Source organism: Dermatophilus sp. B7861-1 (assembly GCF_058996045.1).
Map to the genome: position 1 here is coordinate 970,086 of NZ_CM180082.1, position 15,137 is coordinate 985,222.

14 protein-coding genes are annotated in these 15,137 nt (G+C 59.8%); 7 read left to right on the plus strand and 7 right to left on the minus strand.

Annotated elements, in window-relative coordinates:
* The first annotated feature begins 109 nt into the window (after window positions 1–109).
* From ctaC to AC2T9U_RS04335, 3 genes are read left to right on the plus strand one after another with little or no spacing between them, the layout of a single operon-like run.
* Window positions 110–1,012, plus strand: coding sequence for an aa3-type cytochrome oxidase subunit II (gene ctaC / locus AC2T9U_RS04325; protein ID WP_115030699.1), 903 nt, complete (start codon window positions 110–112; stop codon window positions 1,010–1,012).
* A 4-nt stretch (window positions 1,013–1,016) separates the two neighbouring features.
* Window positions 1,017–2,741, plus strand: coding sequence for an aa3-type cytochrome oxidase subunit I (gene ctaD / locus AC2T9U_RS04330; RefSeq protein WP_208303614.1), 1,725 nt, complete (start codon window positions 1,017–1,019; stop codon window positions 2,739–2,741).
* The gene (locus AC2T9U_RS04335) at window positions 2,738–3,145 is read left to right on the plus strand and encodes a cytochrome c oxidase subunit 4 (RefSeq protein WP_115030695.1); all 408 of its coding nucleotides are present in this window, start codon (window positions 2,738–2,740) and stop codon (window positions 3,143–3,145) included. Before ctaD ends, AC2T9U_RS04335 begins: the two co-directional genes overlap by 4 nt.
* A 218-nt stretch (window positions 3,146–3,363) precedes the next feature.
* Here AC2T9U_RS04335 and AC2T9U_RS04340 read toward each other — a convergent pair whose 3' ends face one another.
* Window positions 3,364–3,564 carry a hypothetical protein gene (locus AC2T9U_RS04340; RefSeq protein ID WP_181816049.1) on the minus strand — a complete coding sequence of 67 codons (201 nt, stop codon included), beginning with the start codon at window positions 3,562–3,564 and terminating at the stop codon, window positions 3,364–3,366.
* A gap of 4 nt (window positions 3,565–3,568) precedes the next feature.
* Between AC2T9U_RS04340 and AC2T9U_RS04345 the strand changes: the two genes are divergently transcribed.
* The gene (locus AC2T9U_RS04345; protein ID WP_493696721.1) at window positions 3,569–4,630 is read left to right on the plus strand and encodes a L,D-transpeptidase; all 1,062 of its coding nucleotides are present in this window, start codon (window positions 3,569–3,571) and stop codon (window positions 4,628–4,630) included.
* A 66-nt stretch (window positions 4,631–4,696) separates the two neighbouring features.
* The gene (locus AC2T9U_RS04350) at window positions 4,697–5,149 is read left to right on the plus strand and encodes a hypothetical protein (protein WP_493696722.1); all 453 of its coding nucleotides are present in this window, start codon (window positions 4,697–4,699) and stop codon (window positions 5,147–5,149) included.
* A 114-nt stretch (window positions 5,150–5,263) separates the two neighbouring features.
* Here the strand turns inward: AC2T9U_RS04350 and qcrB are convergent, their stop codons facing one another.
* The 4 genes from qcrB to ctaE form a co-directional block, all read right to left on the minus strand.
* The gene (gene qcrB / locus AC2T9U_RS04355) at window positions 5,264–6,952 is read right to left on the minus strand and encodes a cytochrome bc1 complex cytochrome b subunit (protein ID WP_493696723.1); all 1,689 of its coding nucleotides are present in this window, start codon (window positions 6,950–6,952) and stop codon (window positions 5,264–5,266) included.
* On the minus strand, window positions 6,949–8,103 hold the full coding sequence (gene qcrA, locus AC2T9U_RS04360) for a cytochrome bc1 complex Rieske iron-sulfur subunit (RefSeq protein WP_028326425.1): 1,155 nt from the start codon (window positions 8,101–8,103) through the stop codon (window positions 6,949–6,951). Before qcrA ends, qcrB begins: the two co-directional genes overlap by 4 nt.
* A gap of 46 nt (window positions 8,104–8,149) precedes the next feature.
* Window positions 8,150–8,944 (minus strand): cytochrome bc1 complex diheme cytochrome c subunit, encoded by a 795-nt coding sequence (gene qcrC / locus AC2T9U_RS04365; RefSeq protein WP_258553165.1) that lies wholly within the window; start codon window positions 8,942–8,944, stop codon window positions 8,150–8,152.
* 85 nt (window positions 8,945–9,029) lie between these two features.
* On the minus strand, window positions 9,030–9,704 hold the full coding sequence (gene ctaE, locus AC2T9U_RS04370; RefSeq protein WP_493696724.1) for an aa3-type cytochrome oxidase subunit III: 675 nt from the start codon (window positions 9,702–9,704) through the stop codon (window positions 9,030–9,032).
* 175 nt (window positions 9,705–9,879) lie between these two features.
* Between ctaE and AC2T9U_RS04375 the strand changes: the two genes are divergently transcribed.
* Together AC2T9U_RS04375 and trpD are read left to right on the plus strand one after the other, a co-directional pair.
* Window positions 9,880–10,395: a response regulator gene (locus tag AC2T9U_RS04375; protein WP_243888716.1), complete on the plus strand. Its 516-nt coding sequence runs from the start codon at window positions 9,880–9,882 to the stop codon at window positions 10,393–10,395.
* The gene (gene trpD, locus AC2T9U_RS04380) at window positions 10,392–11,459 is read left to right on the plus strand and encodes an anthranilate phosphoribosyltransferase (RefSeq protein WP_493696725.1); all 1,068 of its coding nucleotides are present in this window, start codon (window positions 10,392–10,394) and stop codon (window positions 11,457–11,459) included. Before AC2T9U_RS04375 ends, trpD begins: the two co-directional genes overlap by 4 nt.
* A gap of 37 nt (window positions 11,460–11,496) precedes the next feature.
* Here the strand turns inward: trpD and AC2T9U_RS04385 are convergent, their stop codons facing one another.
* Both AC2T9U_RS04385 and AC2T9U_RS04390 read right to left on the minus strand, forming a co-directional pair.
* The gene (locus tag AC2T9U_RS04385; protein WP_208303609.1) at window positions 11,497–13,179 is read right to left on the minus strand and encodes a DEDD exonuclease domain-containing protein; all 1,683 of its coding nucleotides are present in this window, start codon (window positions 13,177–13,179) and stop codon (window positions 11,497–11,499) included.
* A 123-nt stretch (window positions 13,180–13,302) separates the two neighbouring features.
* A complete protein-coding gene (locus tag AC2T9U_RS04390) occupies window positions 13,303–15,120 on the minus strand; it encodes an AMP-dependent synthetase/ligase (protein ID WP_493696726.1) in 1,818 nt (605 codons plus the stop codon).
* Window positions 15,121–15,137: the final 17 nt, after the last annotated feature.

A 15,137-nucleotide genomic window follows, 5' to 3' on the forward strand; every position in this document is an offset into this window, starting at 1 on the left:
GACGTGGCCTAAGTCTCTCATCTGACTTCCAGGTCACACTCAGGGTCGGTTGTGGCTAACTGGGTTCAAGCCGCGTCGTCGCGGCAGGGTCGAGGCCCGATGCTTGCCGATGGATCTGGATGGAAGGTGCACATTGCGCACGCAACAACTCACACCGACGAGGAGCCGTGCCCGGCGGTTGACCACCGCGGTCGGTACGCTCGGCCTGCTCATGGTCGCGCTCACCGCGTGCGGTAAAGGAGACATTTCCACGGGGTGGCTTCCTTACGGCGCCACCACAGGTGCACAACGAGTCACGCAGTTGTGGATCGGTATGTGGATCGCTGCCCTGGCCGTTGGTGCCCTGGTATGGGGTTTGACGATTTACTGCATGATTCGGTTCCGACGTAAAAAAGACGACGTCGGCCTCCCGCCGCAGCTGCGGTACAACGTTCCGATCGAGATGCTCTACACCGTGATCCCGGTCATGATGGTCGGGGTGATGTTCTACTTCGTTTACCAGGACGAGCGGGTCTTGTCTGACACCTCGCAGAAGCCCGATGTTGTTATCAACGTCGCTGGTAAGCAGTGGAGCTGGGACTTCAACTACATGGATTCCAACGTCCACGACTCCGGTGTGCAAGCAGACCTGACTGGTAAAGACGGTGTCTCTAAGACTCTCCCGACTCTCTATCTTCCGGTGAACAAGCGCGTCGAGTTCACTTTGACATCGCGTGATGTCATCCACTCGTTCTGGGTCCCGGCTTTCCAGCAAAAGCTCGACATGGTGCCCGGCAACGTCAACAAGTTCCAGGTGACCCCCACCCAAGTGGGCACATTCCAAGGTAAGTGTGCGGAGCTGTGCGGCGCCTACCACGCCACCATGCTTTTCAACGTCAAGGTCGTTCCCCAGGCCGAATATGACGCACACATCGAAAAGCTTCGCGCCGCAGGTAACACCGGGATTCTCGGAACAGATTTGAACCGTCACCCGATGGCCCCGAACCAGCCGTCCATCAACGGAAGGGATTGATCGGATGAGCGCCCTCATCGAACGTACTGAGAGCACACAACAACCGCGTGGCCCTAAGGGTGGTTTGGTGGGCAAAATCCTCACCACCACCGACCACAAGCTGCTCGGCATGATGTACTTCGCCACCACGATGTTCTTCTTTTGCTTTGGTGGCCTCCTCGCGCTGGTGATCCGCGCTGAACTGTTCGACCCAGGATTGCAGATCGTGCGCAACCTGGAGCAGTTCAACCAGATGTTCACGATGCACGGCTCGATCATGCTGTTGCTGTTCGCGACTCCTCTCTTCGCTGGTTTCGCGAACGCGTTGCTTCCCTTGCAGATCGGCGCCCCCGATGTAGCGTTCCCCCGCTTGAATGCGCTGGCCTACTGGCTGTACCTCTTCGGCGGCTTGGTCGCTTGCTCTGGCTTCCTTCTGCCTTCGGGGGCCGCGAGCTTCGGCTGGTTTGCTTACACGCCGCTATCGAACGCCACCTACAGCCCCAGCCTGGGCGGCGACCTGTGGATCCTCGGGTTCGCTGTGACCGGTTTCAGCTCGATCATGGGTGCGGTCAACTTCATCACCACCGCCACCTGCATGCGTGCACCGGGCATGACAATGTTCCGGATGCCAGTGTTCAGCTGGACGGTTGTTGTCACCTCGATCCTGGTGTTGATGGCCTTCCCCGTTTTGACTGCGGCCTGGGTCGCTCTTGCTGGTGACCGCATGTTCGGCATGCACATCTACGACCCAGCACACAGCGGTCCCATCCTGTACCAGCACCTGTTCTGGTTCTTCGGACACCCTGAGGTGTACATCCTCGCGCTGCCGTTCTTCGGCATCGTCTCGGAGATCCTTCCGGTCTTCTCCCGTAAACCGATTTTCGGTTACAAGGGCCTGATCTTCGCCACGATCGCTATCGCCGCGTTGTCTGTGACTGTGTGGGCTCACCACATGTACGTCACCGGCCAGGTGCTGCTGCCGTTCTTCTCGATCATGACGATGCTGATCGCCGTTCCTACTGGCGTGAAGTTCTTCAACTGGATCGGCACTTTGTGGGGCGGGTCGCTCACTTTCGAGACGCCGATGCTCTGGACGATCGGCTTCATCGTCACCTTCCTTTTCGGTGGGTTGACCGGTGTTGTGCTCGCCAGCCCAGCATTGGACTTCCACCTCTCGGACAGCTACTTCGTGGTGGCGCACTTCCACTACACGATTTTCGGCACGGTTGTTTTCTCGATGTTCGCTGGCTACTACTTCTGGTGGCCAAAGTTCACAGGAAAGATGCTCGACGAGAAGCTTGGCAAGCTGCACTTCTGGCTGCTGTTCTTCGGCTTCCACGGCACCTTCCTTGTTCAGCACGTCTTGGGTATGCAGAACATGCCTCGCCGTTACGGTGACTACCTCATCGAGGACAACGTCCACCTGCTCAACCAGATTTCTACGGTTGCCTCGTTCGTGCTTGCGATCTCGATGCTTCCCTTCTTCTACAACGTGTGGAAGACCTGGAAGTACGCTCCGAAGGTCACCGTTGATGACCCGTGGGGATACGGTGCGTCGTTGGAGTGGGCAACCTCGTGCCCGCCACCGCGCCACAACTTCGACTCCATTCCCCGGATTCGTTCAGAGCGTCCCGCGTTCGACTTGCACCACCCGCAGGTGGCTGAGGTCGCCTCGCCGGTCGCTGACCGCGAGGTTCTCAGTCAGCTCAGCGGCACCAGCCACAACGATGCGAAGGGTGGTCAGCGATGAGGGAAGTCAGCAATGTCTTCACATTGATGGCAATTTTCTTCCTGCCGATTGCTGTTATCTACACTTTCTGGACCAACGCTACGGGCCAGATTGAGTGGACCGGATCGGTGGCCTTGTGGCTGCTGTGCATCATGAGCCTCATGGGCACGTTCGGGCTGCGCTCGGCAAGCAAGAAGCTAGACGAGGACCCAGCAGACAACCCTCGTGCTGAGATCGCTGAGGCTGCGGGCGACTACGGCTTCTTTAGTCCTGGATCCGGGTGGCCGGTCTTCCTAGCCTTCGGGGCGACCACCGTGTTCGCTGGATTGGCTATCGGATGGTGGATGTTCATCATCGGTGTTGTATTCAGCATTGTTGCTTTGCTCGGATGGTGCTTTGAGTACTTCCGTGGCGATGTGATCTGAGTCAATTTTTCTTCTGAATGGTCGGGATTCCCTCAATTTGTGAGGGATCTCGGCCATTCGTGTTACGGCCTGTGTTTATATACCTGAGGCGGCGATGAAAAAAGGGCTGACCTCGGTATACAAGGGGGAGAGGCACGTCTTTGAATGCCGGGTCTAAGCTCATGAGTTGGCTAGCCTCAGGTAGATCAGACGCTGCCGCGTCAAAGCGTGCGTGGTGTCTAACGCACGCTGATGGGGGCTAAGGAGAGGATGACGATTCCTGTGTTCTCAGCGCGTGCCCGCACGCTGACATGGGCTGCAGCGGTGCTCTTGGCCGGAGTAGCTGGATTGAGTTCGTGTAACGGCGGATCGGAAACGACGACGTCTGCTCCGGCAGCTAAAGTCGAATCTTCCGTGAAAGACAAAGCAAAGAATGTCACTCCGATGACTCCTTTGCGGATCACCACCGACGGCAAACTATCGAAGGTGGAAGTCGCCGTTAAAGACAAACCAGGAAAGCTCAGTGGAGCTATTGATCAGACAGGAACGTGGGTCAATAGTGAGCCGCTTTCTTTAGATACCGAATACGTAGTGAGAGCAACTGCCGTCAATGCGGCGGGCGAGTCCACCGAAATCGAGCAAACATTTTCCACAGTCACCCCGAAAGTGGACGCTACCTACACGGTCACCCCCGACGGGTCCACGGTGGGAGTGGGCATGCCAGTGGTGGTGAGGTTTGACAGCCCGGTGGAGACCGACGCGCAACGCGCTGAAGTAGAAAAACGCGTATCTGTGCGAACTTCCACGAAAACAAAAGGCGCATGGGGATGGACTGACCAGTTCACGTTGATGTGGCGCCCTATGTCGTATTGGAAACCGAAAACGAAGGTTTCAGTCAACGCTGACCTGGAAGGCGTTCAGACCGGATCTGGTAAATGGATCCGCAAGAGTAAGAAAGCTGCTTTCACGATCGCGAACAGGGCACGCGTAGTGAAAGTCAACCTCAGTGACCACAACATGAAAGTGGTCGAGAACGGGAAAGTCATAGCGCAGTATCCGATTAGCGCAGGCCGGGAGATCGGTTCTTGGGAAACCCGGTCGGGCACCAAAGTGATCACTGAGCTGCATGAAAGCCTTGTCATGGATGCAGGCACTCTCGGCGTCGGAGCTAACGATCCGAACTATTACAAAACTGAGGTGAAGTACGCAGTGCGTGTCACGAACACGGGAGAGTTTTTCCACTCTGCTCCGTGGTCTGTGTCTGCGCAGGGCTATCGGAACGTCTCGCATGGTTGCGTGAATATGAGTCCTGGGGCAGCAAGAGAGTTCTTTAACAGCACGATCATCGGGGATCCCGCCGAGTTTGTTGGTTCTAGTCGAAAGATGTCCCCAGAAGATGGCATGCCAGTGTGGCTGTACACGTGGAAAGAATGGAAACAGCTCAGTGCACTGGCACCCGCGGAGCCAACGCCTACAGCTAGTAGCTCTACCACACCAGGTCAATAAATAACCGCGGCTCTGACTGTTCCTGCGGCAGGATCAAGTGTGAATGAGTGACAAAAAGGGGAAGTGATGCGGGATGAGCAGCTAGCGGAATTTGTCGAACGTGTGGAGAAGGGGGACGTTGCTGGCGTAGTGGCAGAACTCGGCTCGGCCGTGCCTGGAGACTGGGGCAATGGGTGTAACTGGGATTGGAAAGAGGCCAATGGTGAGCGTTTCGACACGTTCATCCAAACTGTGCTCGCCGCTTCAGGCGCCAAGTTCCCGCCCGAGCTGGTAGCGGAGCTCTTGGGACACTATGAGACTGTGCTGGTCGATCAGCCGGATGCGACAGATCGCGGGCTTGTGATGTTTGGCCGCTATTTTGCGGCGAGGCTGGATGAGGTAACCGAATATGTCACGAGCGAGATGGTTGCTTACTCTAAGTCGCCGGACGCTAGCTGGCCCACAGCGGATTTGGAGGAAATCGCGCGAGACAGCGCGAGGCTTTCCAACCGTCTCGCACGCAGATCGACGGCGGAGTAATCGAGGCTGGCCAGTTGAGTCCCGCATAGCGGTGTCACGTAACGCTAGAACAATAACGCCGTGGCGGGGCCCCGACCTTCGGGGCCCCGCCACGGCGTTGTTGGGTAGTGCGAGTTAGTGACGGCCAGTTAGAGCATGGCTGTCGTTGTTATCGTCGTGTCCGTGGTGGTGAGCAGCCTCCACCTCCGCTGGTGTCGGCGGCTCGACACGGTCACTGAAGAAGAAGCGTGACCATGCGGCACGGCGCTTGTCATTACCCGCGGTGGGGGCGTCAACACCGTTGCCGTCCTGCCCGGTGACAAGCTCCAAGGGGCGCTGCACCTCATGGCCAGCCAGTGCCCACCTCTCGTACTCCGACAGAGGCTCGTGCACCTCGTAGAAGCGGCCATCAGCGGTCTGCTGGATGACACCAGATTCGTGGCCGTGTAGCACCTTCTCGCGGTCCTGCAGCTGCAGAGCTAGGCAAAGCCGCTTGACGGCGAAGAACACCAGAACCGGGCCAACGAAGAAGAAGATCCGCAAGAAGACAGTGATGTCGTTGATTGCTAGGCCTGTCTTAATCGCGATGATGTCGTTGGTGGTGGCTAGTGCCAAGCACAGGTAAGCCGTGAGTGCTCCAGCACCGATAGCGGTGCGGACCGGCTGGTTGCGGGGACGGTCGAGCAGGTGGTGCTCACGCTTGTCGCCAGTGACCCAGGCTTCCAAGAAGGGATATGCGCCCATGATGATGAAGACCACCGGGAGCAGGACGATCGAGCCCAGCGCAACGTTGAGGCTAAGTGTGAAGCCGAGGATCTCGAACTCCAGCCAGCCGGGCAGCAGACGCAGCGCGCCGTCGGAGAACCACATGTACCAGTCAGGCTGGACACCTGCGGTCACCGGCGAGGGGTCGTAGGGGCCGTACATCCACACGGGGTTGATTGCCACTAGCGCCGAGACGAGCGTGATGACACCGAACACGATGAAGAAGAAACCGCCGGCTTTGGCGGCGTACACCGGCATGACGGGGTAGCCAACGACGTTGTCGTTGGTGCGGCCCGGTCCGGGGTACTGGGTGTGTTTCTGCACGACGAGCAGAATCAGGTGGGCTGCCAGCAGAGCGATGAGAATCGCTGGGATGAGCAGCGCGTGCACCGTGAAGAGACGGGGAATGATCATCGTTCCGGGGAACGAGCCACCGAAGAGGAAGTAGCTCATGTAGCTACCGATCACCGGCGAGGAGAGCAAGAAGCCTTGCATCACGCGCAGACCGGTTCCAGAGAGCAGGTCATCGGGGAGGGAGTATCCGGCGAAACCTTCGATCATGGCTAGCAGCAACATGACGGTTCCGATGACCCAGTTGATCTCGCGGGGCTTACGGAAAGCACCGGTGAAGAACACGCGTGCTGCGTGCAAACCGACCGCAGCCACGAAGAACAGCGCGCCCCAGTGATGGATCTGGCGGATGAGAAGACCACCAGCCACCTCGAAGGAGATGTGCATGGTGGAGTCGAAGGCTGCACTGACGTGCAGACCGTTCAGTGGTGCGTAGGAGCCCTCGTAGGTCACCTCGTTCATGGAGGGGACAAACCACATGGTCAGGAACACGCCGGTGATGAGGCAGGCGACCATGGAGTACATCGCCACTTCACCGAGCATGAAGGACCAGTGGTCCGGGAAGACCTTGTGAAGAAGGTGTCGGACGGGGCCAGCTAGGCCGGTCCGGTCATCGAACCAGCCACCAATTTTTCCGCCTATTGCGGGCTTGCGGGGCCCGTTATCGGCGGGGGTGGTTGCTGCGTCGTTGGCTGTTGTGGTGCTCATCCACGCTCCCAGAAGCTCGGGCCGACAGGTTCTTTGAAGCCTGCCGCAGCGACGAGGTATCCCTCTTTATCGACTGTGATCGGCAGCTGCGGCAGGGCGCGGTGTGCCGGACCGAAAACCACTTTGCAGTCCTGCTTGAGGTCAAAGGTTGACTGGTGGCAGGGGCAGAGTAGGTGGTGTGTCTGCTGTTCGTACAGGCCGACGGGGCAGCCTGCGTGGGTGCAGATCTTGTTGTAGGCGACGATGCCTTGGTAGCCCCAGTCGCGTTCTTTTTGGCTTTCGATGTCGTCTGGGTTCAGGCGCATGAGAAGGACGGGGGCTTTGGCTTTGCGCTCGAGGTATTCCAGGTCCTGGTCGAAGCGGTACTTGCCGGTGCGCTTTTCCTCTGCGGAGACGTAACCGAGTTTGTCCAGTTCGGCCAGGCTGGCTTCCATGTGCTCGGGGAGAACGTGGAAGGCCGAGCCGATAGTGACATCGGAGGCTTTGATGGGGGTCATTTCAGGGTCACGCATGAGGCGCATGCCGGTCTGCCAGAAAGTTTCGGACAGGTCGGCTTCGGGAAGCGGTCCTAGACCTCCGACGAGCTGGAGGGCAGGCGGGACGGCGAAGATGCCCAGTGCGGTGCCGCCGAGGATGCCGATCATGGGGCGGCGTCCGAGCTGGGCGCCTTTGGCTCCCTCGGAGAGGGTTTCAGCAAAGCCGATGCGGTCTTCGTCGCTGGAGCGTAGAACGTGGCGTTGTTCCACGACTTCTTCTTCGGGCATGAGGGTTTTGGCCCAGTGCACGGCAGCCAAGCCGATACCGAGCAGGCTCAGACCCATGCACACACCGATGACGGTGTGCAGAAGGCTGACGTAGCCGAAGAAGGGCATGAAGAACAGCGTGGAGCGGTCGATCGCGAAGTAGGCGATGACGAAGCCGATCGTGCCCAGGATCGACAGGGTGAAGAAGAACAGGACCTGCCGCTCGGCGCGCTTGGCGGCTTTAGGGTCGAGGTCGGCGTGGCGTGGCTGGTGCGGGGGCAGGCCGGGGTTGGTGAACCGCTCGGGGATGCCGCCGTCTCCGACGACATGGCCCGAGTTGAGAGACACAGCCTCGCTACTCGGTTCTTGGCCGGCGATCCCCGATCCGGGACTTCCGTGTTCGTTCATGTTGGTGTCAATCCTGTCGGTGCTGGTGTGAGGAAAGTGTGTGGGCTCAGGCCGCTTTGCGGGTGAGCCAGACTGCGGCGCCGATCATGATCGGGATGCCCAGGCCCCAGAGGAAGTAGCCATCGCCAACCGGTCCGAGGTTGCCCAGGGCGTGCCCGCCGTGGTTTTCGTTTTTGTCGAGGTTGTGCAGGTAAGCAATGACATCGCGTTTGGCCTCGGGGTTGAGGTTCTGGTCGTTGAAGACCGGCATGGATTGGGGGCCAGTGACCATGGCTTCGTAGATGTGCTTGCCTTCGATGTTGTGCAGCGGGGGAGCGAACTTTCCGCGGGTGAGTGCGCCGCCGGAGCCGGCGAAGTTGTGGCACATGGCGCAGTTGACGCGGAAGATTTCGCCACCGCGGGCGATGTTTCCGCCGACGCCGCTGGCGTATTTGCTGTCTGGTACGGCCGGTCCGGGGCCGAGGGAATCGACGTAGGCGGCGAGCTGGTCGATCTGTTTCTGGTCGAACTGGGGGTTCTTGCGCTGTGCCTGAACGCCGGGTCCGGCTAGCGGCATACGGCCGGTGCCTACCTGGAAGTCGACAGAGGCCGCGCCGACACCAACAAGCGAGGGGCCGTATTTGGTCCCCTCGCCGTTGGAACCGTGGCAAGACGCGCAGTTAGTCAGGAACAGCTGTTTGCCCACGGACACGTCGTCACCGCTGGCGGTTGCGACGGGAGCACCGGCGTCGGCCCTGCCGGGTGCGACGAGCGCGTACAGGGAGCCCATGGCGATGAGGCCAACGATGAGCAGTACGACGAAGACGGCGGGATGGCGCCGGTGGATGGCTTGAGCGTTCACGGGATTTCCTTAGCGGTCGGGTGACGATCGCGCAGGTGGGGCCGGTCGGCGTCGGCACCTGCGGTGCGTATACGTTCTCGGCGGGTTATTTGAGGAGGTAGATCGCGGCGAACAGGGCGATCCACACGACATCGACGAAGTGCCAGTAGTAGGACGTCACGATCGCCCCGGTTGCTTGGCGGTGAGTGTACGTGCGTGTCGTCATGCTGCGGCCGATGATGATGAGGAATGCCACGAGACCGCCGACCACGTGGATCGCGTGGAATCCGGTGGTCAGGTAGAAGACCGAGGTGTACGCGTTGGTGTGTAGTGCGTAGCCGTGGGACCACAAGGTGGCGTACTCGATGACCTGCCCGGCGACGAAGATGCCACCGAAGATGTAGGTGAGCACGTACCACTCGCGCATGCCCCACTTGCTGAACTGCCAGATAGTGCCCTGGCGGCTGCCGATGCCGTGTTCGGCTTTGAAAACACCCAACTGGCACCAGATTGAAGAGATAACCAGGATGAGTGTGTTCGCTGCAGCAAAGGGGACGTTGAGCTTGGCGGTTTCCTCGGCCCATAGGTCAGGGCGGACTGCGCGGATACTGAAGAAGATTGCGAACATGCCTGCGAAGAACATGAGTTCGCTAGCTAGCCAAACCATGGTGCCTACGGCTGCCATGTTTGGTCGTGTCACGGGACCTTGGCCGAACCTCGGATGGGTGCGCGGGTTCGGACTGCTGAATGAGTTGGGGGTAACGCTCGTCACGCAGGCCATTATGTCTCGAACATCACCCTCGGGTGGCCCAGTATGCACGTGAGTCCGACTCGAATCTCAGGTTTTTCTCGGTTTCGGCGCTAATTTCGCTGCTCAATGGTGCTTTGACAGGCACGAATGTGGTCTTTCGTGCTGCAGAGCGGATGTCGACGAGTTAGGTCGTTAGGATCGGCCCATGAGTGAATTGGCAGGGTCGAGCACCACGCCTACACCCGCTGCTGCGGGGGGTGTGCAAGCCGAAGCAGTGTCCGGGACGACGGGCCAGAGCACGCACAAGGTGCGTGTGTTGCTGTACAGCGACGATGCGTCCGTGCGTGAGCAGGTAAAGCGGTCGGTTGGCCGTAAGCCTGCCCGTGATGTCGAGGTCGTTGATTGGACTGAATGCGCTACACCAGTGATCGCCGAAAAGCATGTGAAAGCCGGGGGGCTGGATCTGCTCATCCTTGATGGGGAGTCGGTTCCGCTAGGGGGGATGGGGCTGTGTCGGCAGCTCAAATGTGAGGTGTATGACTGCCCCCCTGTGATTGTGCTCACAGGGCGTCCTCAGGATGCGTGGCTGGCGGCTTGGTCCTTGGCTGACCGGGCTGTCCCGCAGCCGATCGACCCGTTGGTGATGGCCAACGCTGTTGCCGATGTGGCTCGTGAATCGAAAACCGGTTCTATCCCAGCTGGGGCAGAGGTCGCCCGATGAGCGATGGTTCGGCCGGATTCACGTGGCCGAACCTGCTTACGGATCTCATCGCTGGGCATGATTTGTCCACGCAAGCATCTGCGTGGGCGATGGAGCAGATCATGGGGGGCTTCGCGTCGCCTGCGCAGATAGCAGGTTTTTTGGTGGCGATGGCCGCCAAGGGGGAGTCCGTTGCCGAGGTGAGAGGCATTGCTGACACGATGTTGTTGCATGCTCGGCCACTGCATGTGTCGCAGAACAGTCTGGACATTGTGGGAACCGGGGGAGATAAATCCAACACGGTGAACATTTCCACGATGGCTGCGATTGTGGCGGCAGCTACGGGGATCACTGTGGTCAAGCACGGAAACCGGGCGTCATCGTCAAAATCTGGCGCTGCTGACTGCCTGGAGGCGTTGGGAGTAGATCTGACTCTTCCGCCGTCAAAGGTCGCAGCTGTGGCCCAAGAAGCGGGGGTCACTTTCTGTTTTTCGCAGGTGTTTCACCCGTCGATGACCAATGCTGCGGCCCCACGTCGTGAGTTGGGAATTGCCACGATCTTCAATGTTCTGGGGCCGCTCACCAACCCTGCTCAACCGCAATATTCGGTGATTGGAGTGGCCAAAGAACGGATGGTTCCGGTGATAGCAGGTGTGCTCGCAGAGCGAGGAACTTCTGCGGCGGTGTGTCGTGGTGATGATGGTCTCGATGAGCTCACGTTGGCGACTACGTCACGAGTGTTGTGGGTTCGTGAAGGTCAGATCGCGGAGTTCACGGTTGACCCGATCCGTTTCGGCATTGACCGTGCTCCGGTCGATGCGCTGCGTGGAGGAGATGCTGCCCAGAATGCTGAGGTCGTGTGGGCGCTTCTGCGGGGTCGCCGAGATGCGGTGAGGGATGCTGTGGCCCTTAACGCTGGTTTGGCGGTAGCTGTCGCTGACAGGGATGCTCACGCGGTGGTTGATCAAGCAACGTTTGAGTTGGCGTTGCAGCGCGGCGTGGATCGAGCTTGTGAGGCAATCGATTCTGGTGCCGCACTTGCCACGCTTGAGGCGTGGAGAGCTGCGACGACTGTTTCGGTGTAGCGAATCACGTGGGGTGAGCTGAGCGTGCGTGCTTAGTTCACTCCACGTGTTCGATAAACCGATGCACATGGGCTCCTGCTCCGCCGACTGGGCAGGTCCAGGTTCCTTCTATCTCCACTAGTCGTGTTCCTTCGGTGGTGAGCCAGTGAAGGATGATGGTGATTTCTTCGGCTAGCGCTGACCCCAAACCGTTGGTAGGTGCGGGGATGTGCGCGGCGGTGGCCACCATGGCCTCGATGTAGGGCATGGGGTCGGCTCGGGGTGGTGAAACGGTGGTTCCTGCGACATGCCCGTGGCGGATGCACGCGAATTCCCAGCCTCCGGCGGGGCGTCTGCGGCCAGCGACGATGTGGGGTATGGCGGCGAAGGTGAGTGCTTCTTGGGCGCGCTGGGCGCCGCGCATGAGGGCGTGAGCCCTGTCACGGGCAGTTGCGGCATCTTCGAACCGTTCACACAGTGACAGGGTGACCATGTGGTGGGCGAGTTTGTCGGCGACTGCGGTGGCGTCGCCGCGCAGTGCGGCGCGTGCGTCCGCAGCGATGCGGGAGTAGTCGGTGTGGCTTTGGGAACCGTCGCAGGGGGCGCCGCAGCGGCCTATGTCGGCTAGGGCGCATCGGTGTGTGTGTCGGGTGGGGGAGAGCCGGTCTGTGCATCTGCGCAGGGGTAGGGAGTCGTTGAGGGCGTCCAAAGCGTCGCGGGCTCGTTGGTGTGAGGAGAAGGGGCCAGCGTATGTGGCGGCGTCGTCGCGGACGGCTCGCACGATTGATAGGCGCGGGAAAGGCTCGTTGGTGAGTTTTACCCACGGGGCGTTGTGGGGTCGGGTGGATCTGCGGTTGTAGGGAGGGTTGTGCTCAGCGATAAGTCGCAGTTCGCGTACCTGTGCTTCGAGGATGGTGTGGCAGACGATAGGGGTGACGCGTGCGGCGATGTTGATCATGTCGCGGATGCGTGAGCGGTTTTCTGAGGAGGTGAAGTAGGAGCGGACACGGCGGCGAATGTCTACGGATGTGCCGACATATAGCACCCGGTCAGAGTTGTCTTTGAAGATATACACCCCAGGAGCTGAGGGGAGGTTGTCGGCGAGGTTACGTTTGCGTTGTTGTGCTGGGGTGACTGTGGTGGAGAAGGTGTCGAGTTCTTCGAGGGTGGTGACGCCATGGCCTGCTACACGGGCGATGAGCGCGTGGAGGACATCGACGGTGGCTTTGGCGTCGTCGAGGGCTCGGTGGTTGGGGGTGGTCTCGGTGGAGAAGAGGTGGGCGAGGGTGCCGAGTTTGTGGTTGGGGGCTTCGTCTCGGGAGACGAGCTTGCGTGCCAGGGGCAGGGTGTCGACGACGTGGTTGTTGCCCCAGGTGAGGTTGAGTCGTTCAGTGGCGGCTTTGAGGAATCCGATGTCAAAGGGGGCGTTGTGGGCCACGAGCACTGCGTCTGCGGCGAATTCTAGGAATGCAGGGACGGCGATGTGTTCTTCGGGGGCTTGGGCGACCATCGCGTCAGTGATTCCGGTGAGGACAGCGATGAACGGTGGGATGGGGATGGTGGGGTTGACCAGTGTTTGGAATTCGCCAGTGATTTCTCCGCCACAGATTTTGACGGCGCCGATCTCGGTTATTCGTCCGCTGGCTGCGTTGCTGCCGGTTGTTTCGAGGTCGACTACCACGAACGTGACTTGTGACAACGGTGTGCCCAGTTCGTCGAGAGTCCCCTGGATGGCGTGCATTTCGTGACCCTAACGTCTACGACTGACAAGGTTTGTGGGCGTGGTGGGAGAGCTCACAGCTGAGCCGCTCTCGTTTGCCTATGCGGGCGGTGAGAGCGGCTCATCGATGCTGAGGGCTACCTGTTAGTTGCGTGGCTCAGCGTAGAGGGCTTCTACTTCGCGGGCTCTTTTCTTTAGGACGACTTCGCGTTTGACCTTCAAGGAAGGTGTGAGCATGCCGTTGTCTTCGGTGAAGTCTTCTTTGACGAGGCGGAATTTTCGCACGGATTCGGCTCGGCTGACGCCTTTGTTCGCGCGGTCGACTGCAAGCTGGATGCGCTCTTTGACAAACTCGTCTTGGAGGGCTTTTTCGAGGGTGAGGTCAGGCATGTCGTGTGCTTTACCCCAAGCAGGGATCATGTCTGCGTCCAACGTGATGAGAGCAGCGACGAAGGGGCGCTGGTCACCGACCACCATGACTTGGGAGACGAGGGGATGTGACCTGATTGCGTCTTCCAGAGGTGCTGGATAGACGTTTTTCCCGCCTGCGGTGACGATGATTTCTTTGGATCGGCCGGTGATGTACAGGCACCCGTCGGAGTCCAGGCTGCCTAAATCGCCGGTACGGAACCAGCCGTCGGGGGTGAACGCCTGCGCGGTGGCTTTTTCGTCGCCGTCGTATCCGTGGAACACTCCAGGGCCGGTTACTTGGATTTCTCCGTCGTCAGCGATGCGCACTGATGTTCCGGGCATGGGGCGGCCGACGCTGCCGATACGGTGCAGGGCGGGGTTACAGGCGCTGATTGGTGCGGTGGTTTCAGTGAGCCCGTAACCCTCGTAGATGTCCACGCCCATGCCGCGGAAGAAATGCCCTAGCCGGGCACCTAGGGGTGCTCCTCCGCTGACGGAATTGCGGATTCGCCCGCCCATGGCTTCACGCATTTTGGAGTACACGAGCACGTCGAACAGTTTGTGCTGCAGCCGCAACGGTGCAGGGATGCGGCCTTTGTCGATTGCTCGGCTGTAGGCGATCGCGACGCGGGTGGCCAAGGTGAAGAGGCCTCGGTGGCCTTGTGCGGAAAGTTTGCTGTTGGTGGCGTTGTAAACCTTCTCGAATACTCGTGGTACGCCAAGGATGAAGGTGGGTTTGAACGACTGCAGGTCGTCCATGAGGTTTTTCACATCGGGGGCGTGGGCGGTGCGCATCCGAGCGGAGATCGCGGCTACGGAGATAACACGCTGGAGCACGTGCGCCAGTGGCAAGAACATCAGCATGGCAGCGTCTTCGGCGAACAGGATTTCGGCGAAGACTTCACGGATTGACTCGGTGAGTTCAATGAAGTTGGCGTGGCTGAGGGGGCAGGCTTTGGGGGTTCCGGTGGTTCCGGAGGTGTACATGATCGTGGCCGGCGAATCGGGGGTGAGATGTTCGCGGGAGGCGCGCAGGGTCTCTTCGTCGGTCTGGTCTGCGCGGCTAATGATCATGTCGACGTCGCCGCCTTCGATCTGCCACACGTGTTGCAGGGTGGGGAGCCGATCACGCACGGAGTCCACTGTTGCTTCGTGTTCGAATGTTTCAACGAACACGGCGGTGGTTTCGCTGTGCCCCAGGATGTGGGCTACCTGGTCGGCGGAGGAGGTTTCGTAGATCGGGACAGTTACTGCGCCGATGCGCCAGCAGGCCAGATCGATGAGAGTCCACTCGAACCGAGTGCGGCTCATGATGCCTACGCGGTCTCCAGGTTTGATACCTGAGGCAAGCAGACCGCGGGCGGTGGCTTCCATGCGGTCGTGAGCTTGTTGCACGGTCAGCGGTTCCCAGAGGTGGTCATTGCTGGCCATGTTTTTGATGTCGAAGAGGATGTGTTGTGGGTCCTCGTCCGCCTGCACGGTGAGCAGGTCCGCGAGTGTGCTGTAGGGAAGCGGTTGGTGCTCCGGGCTAGGGACGTGGATTTCCTTCATCGTGGCCTTCCGGCAAG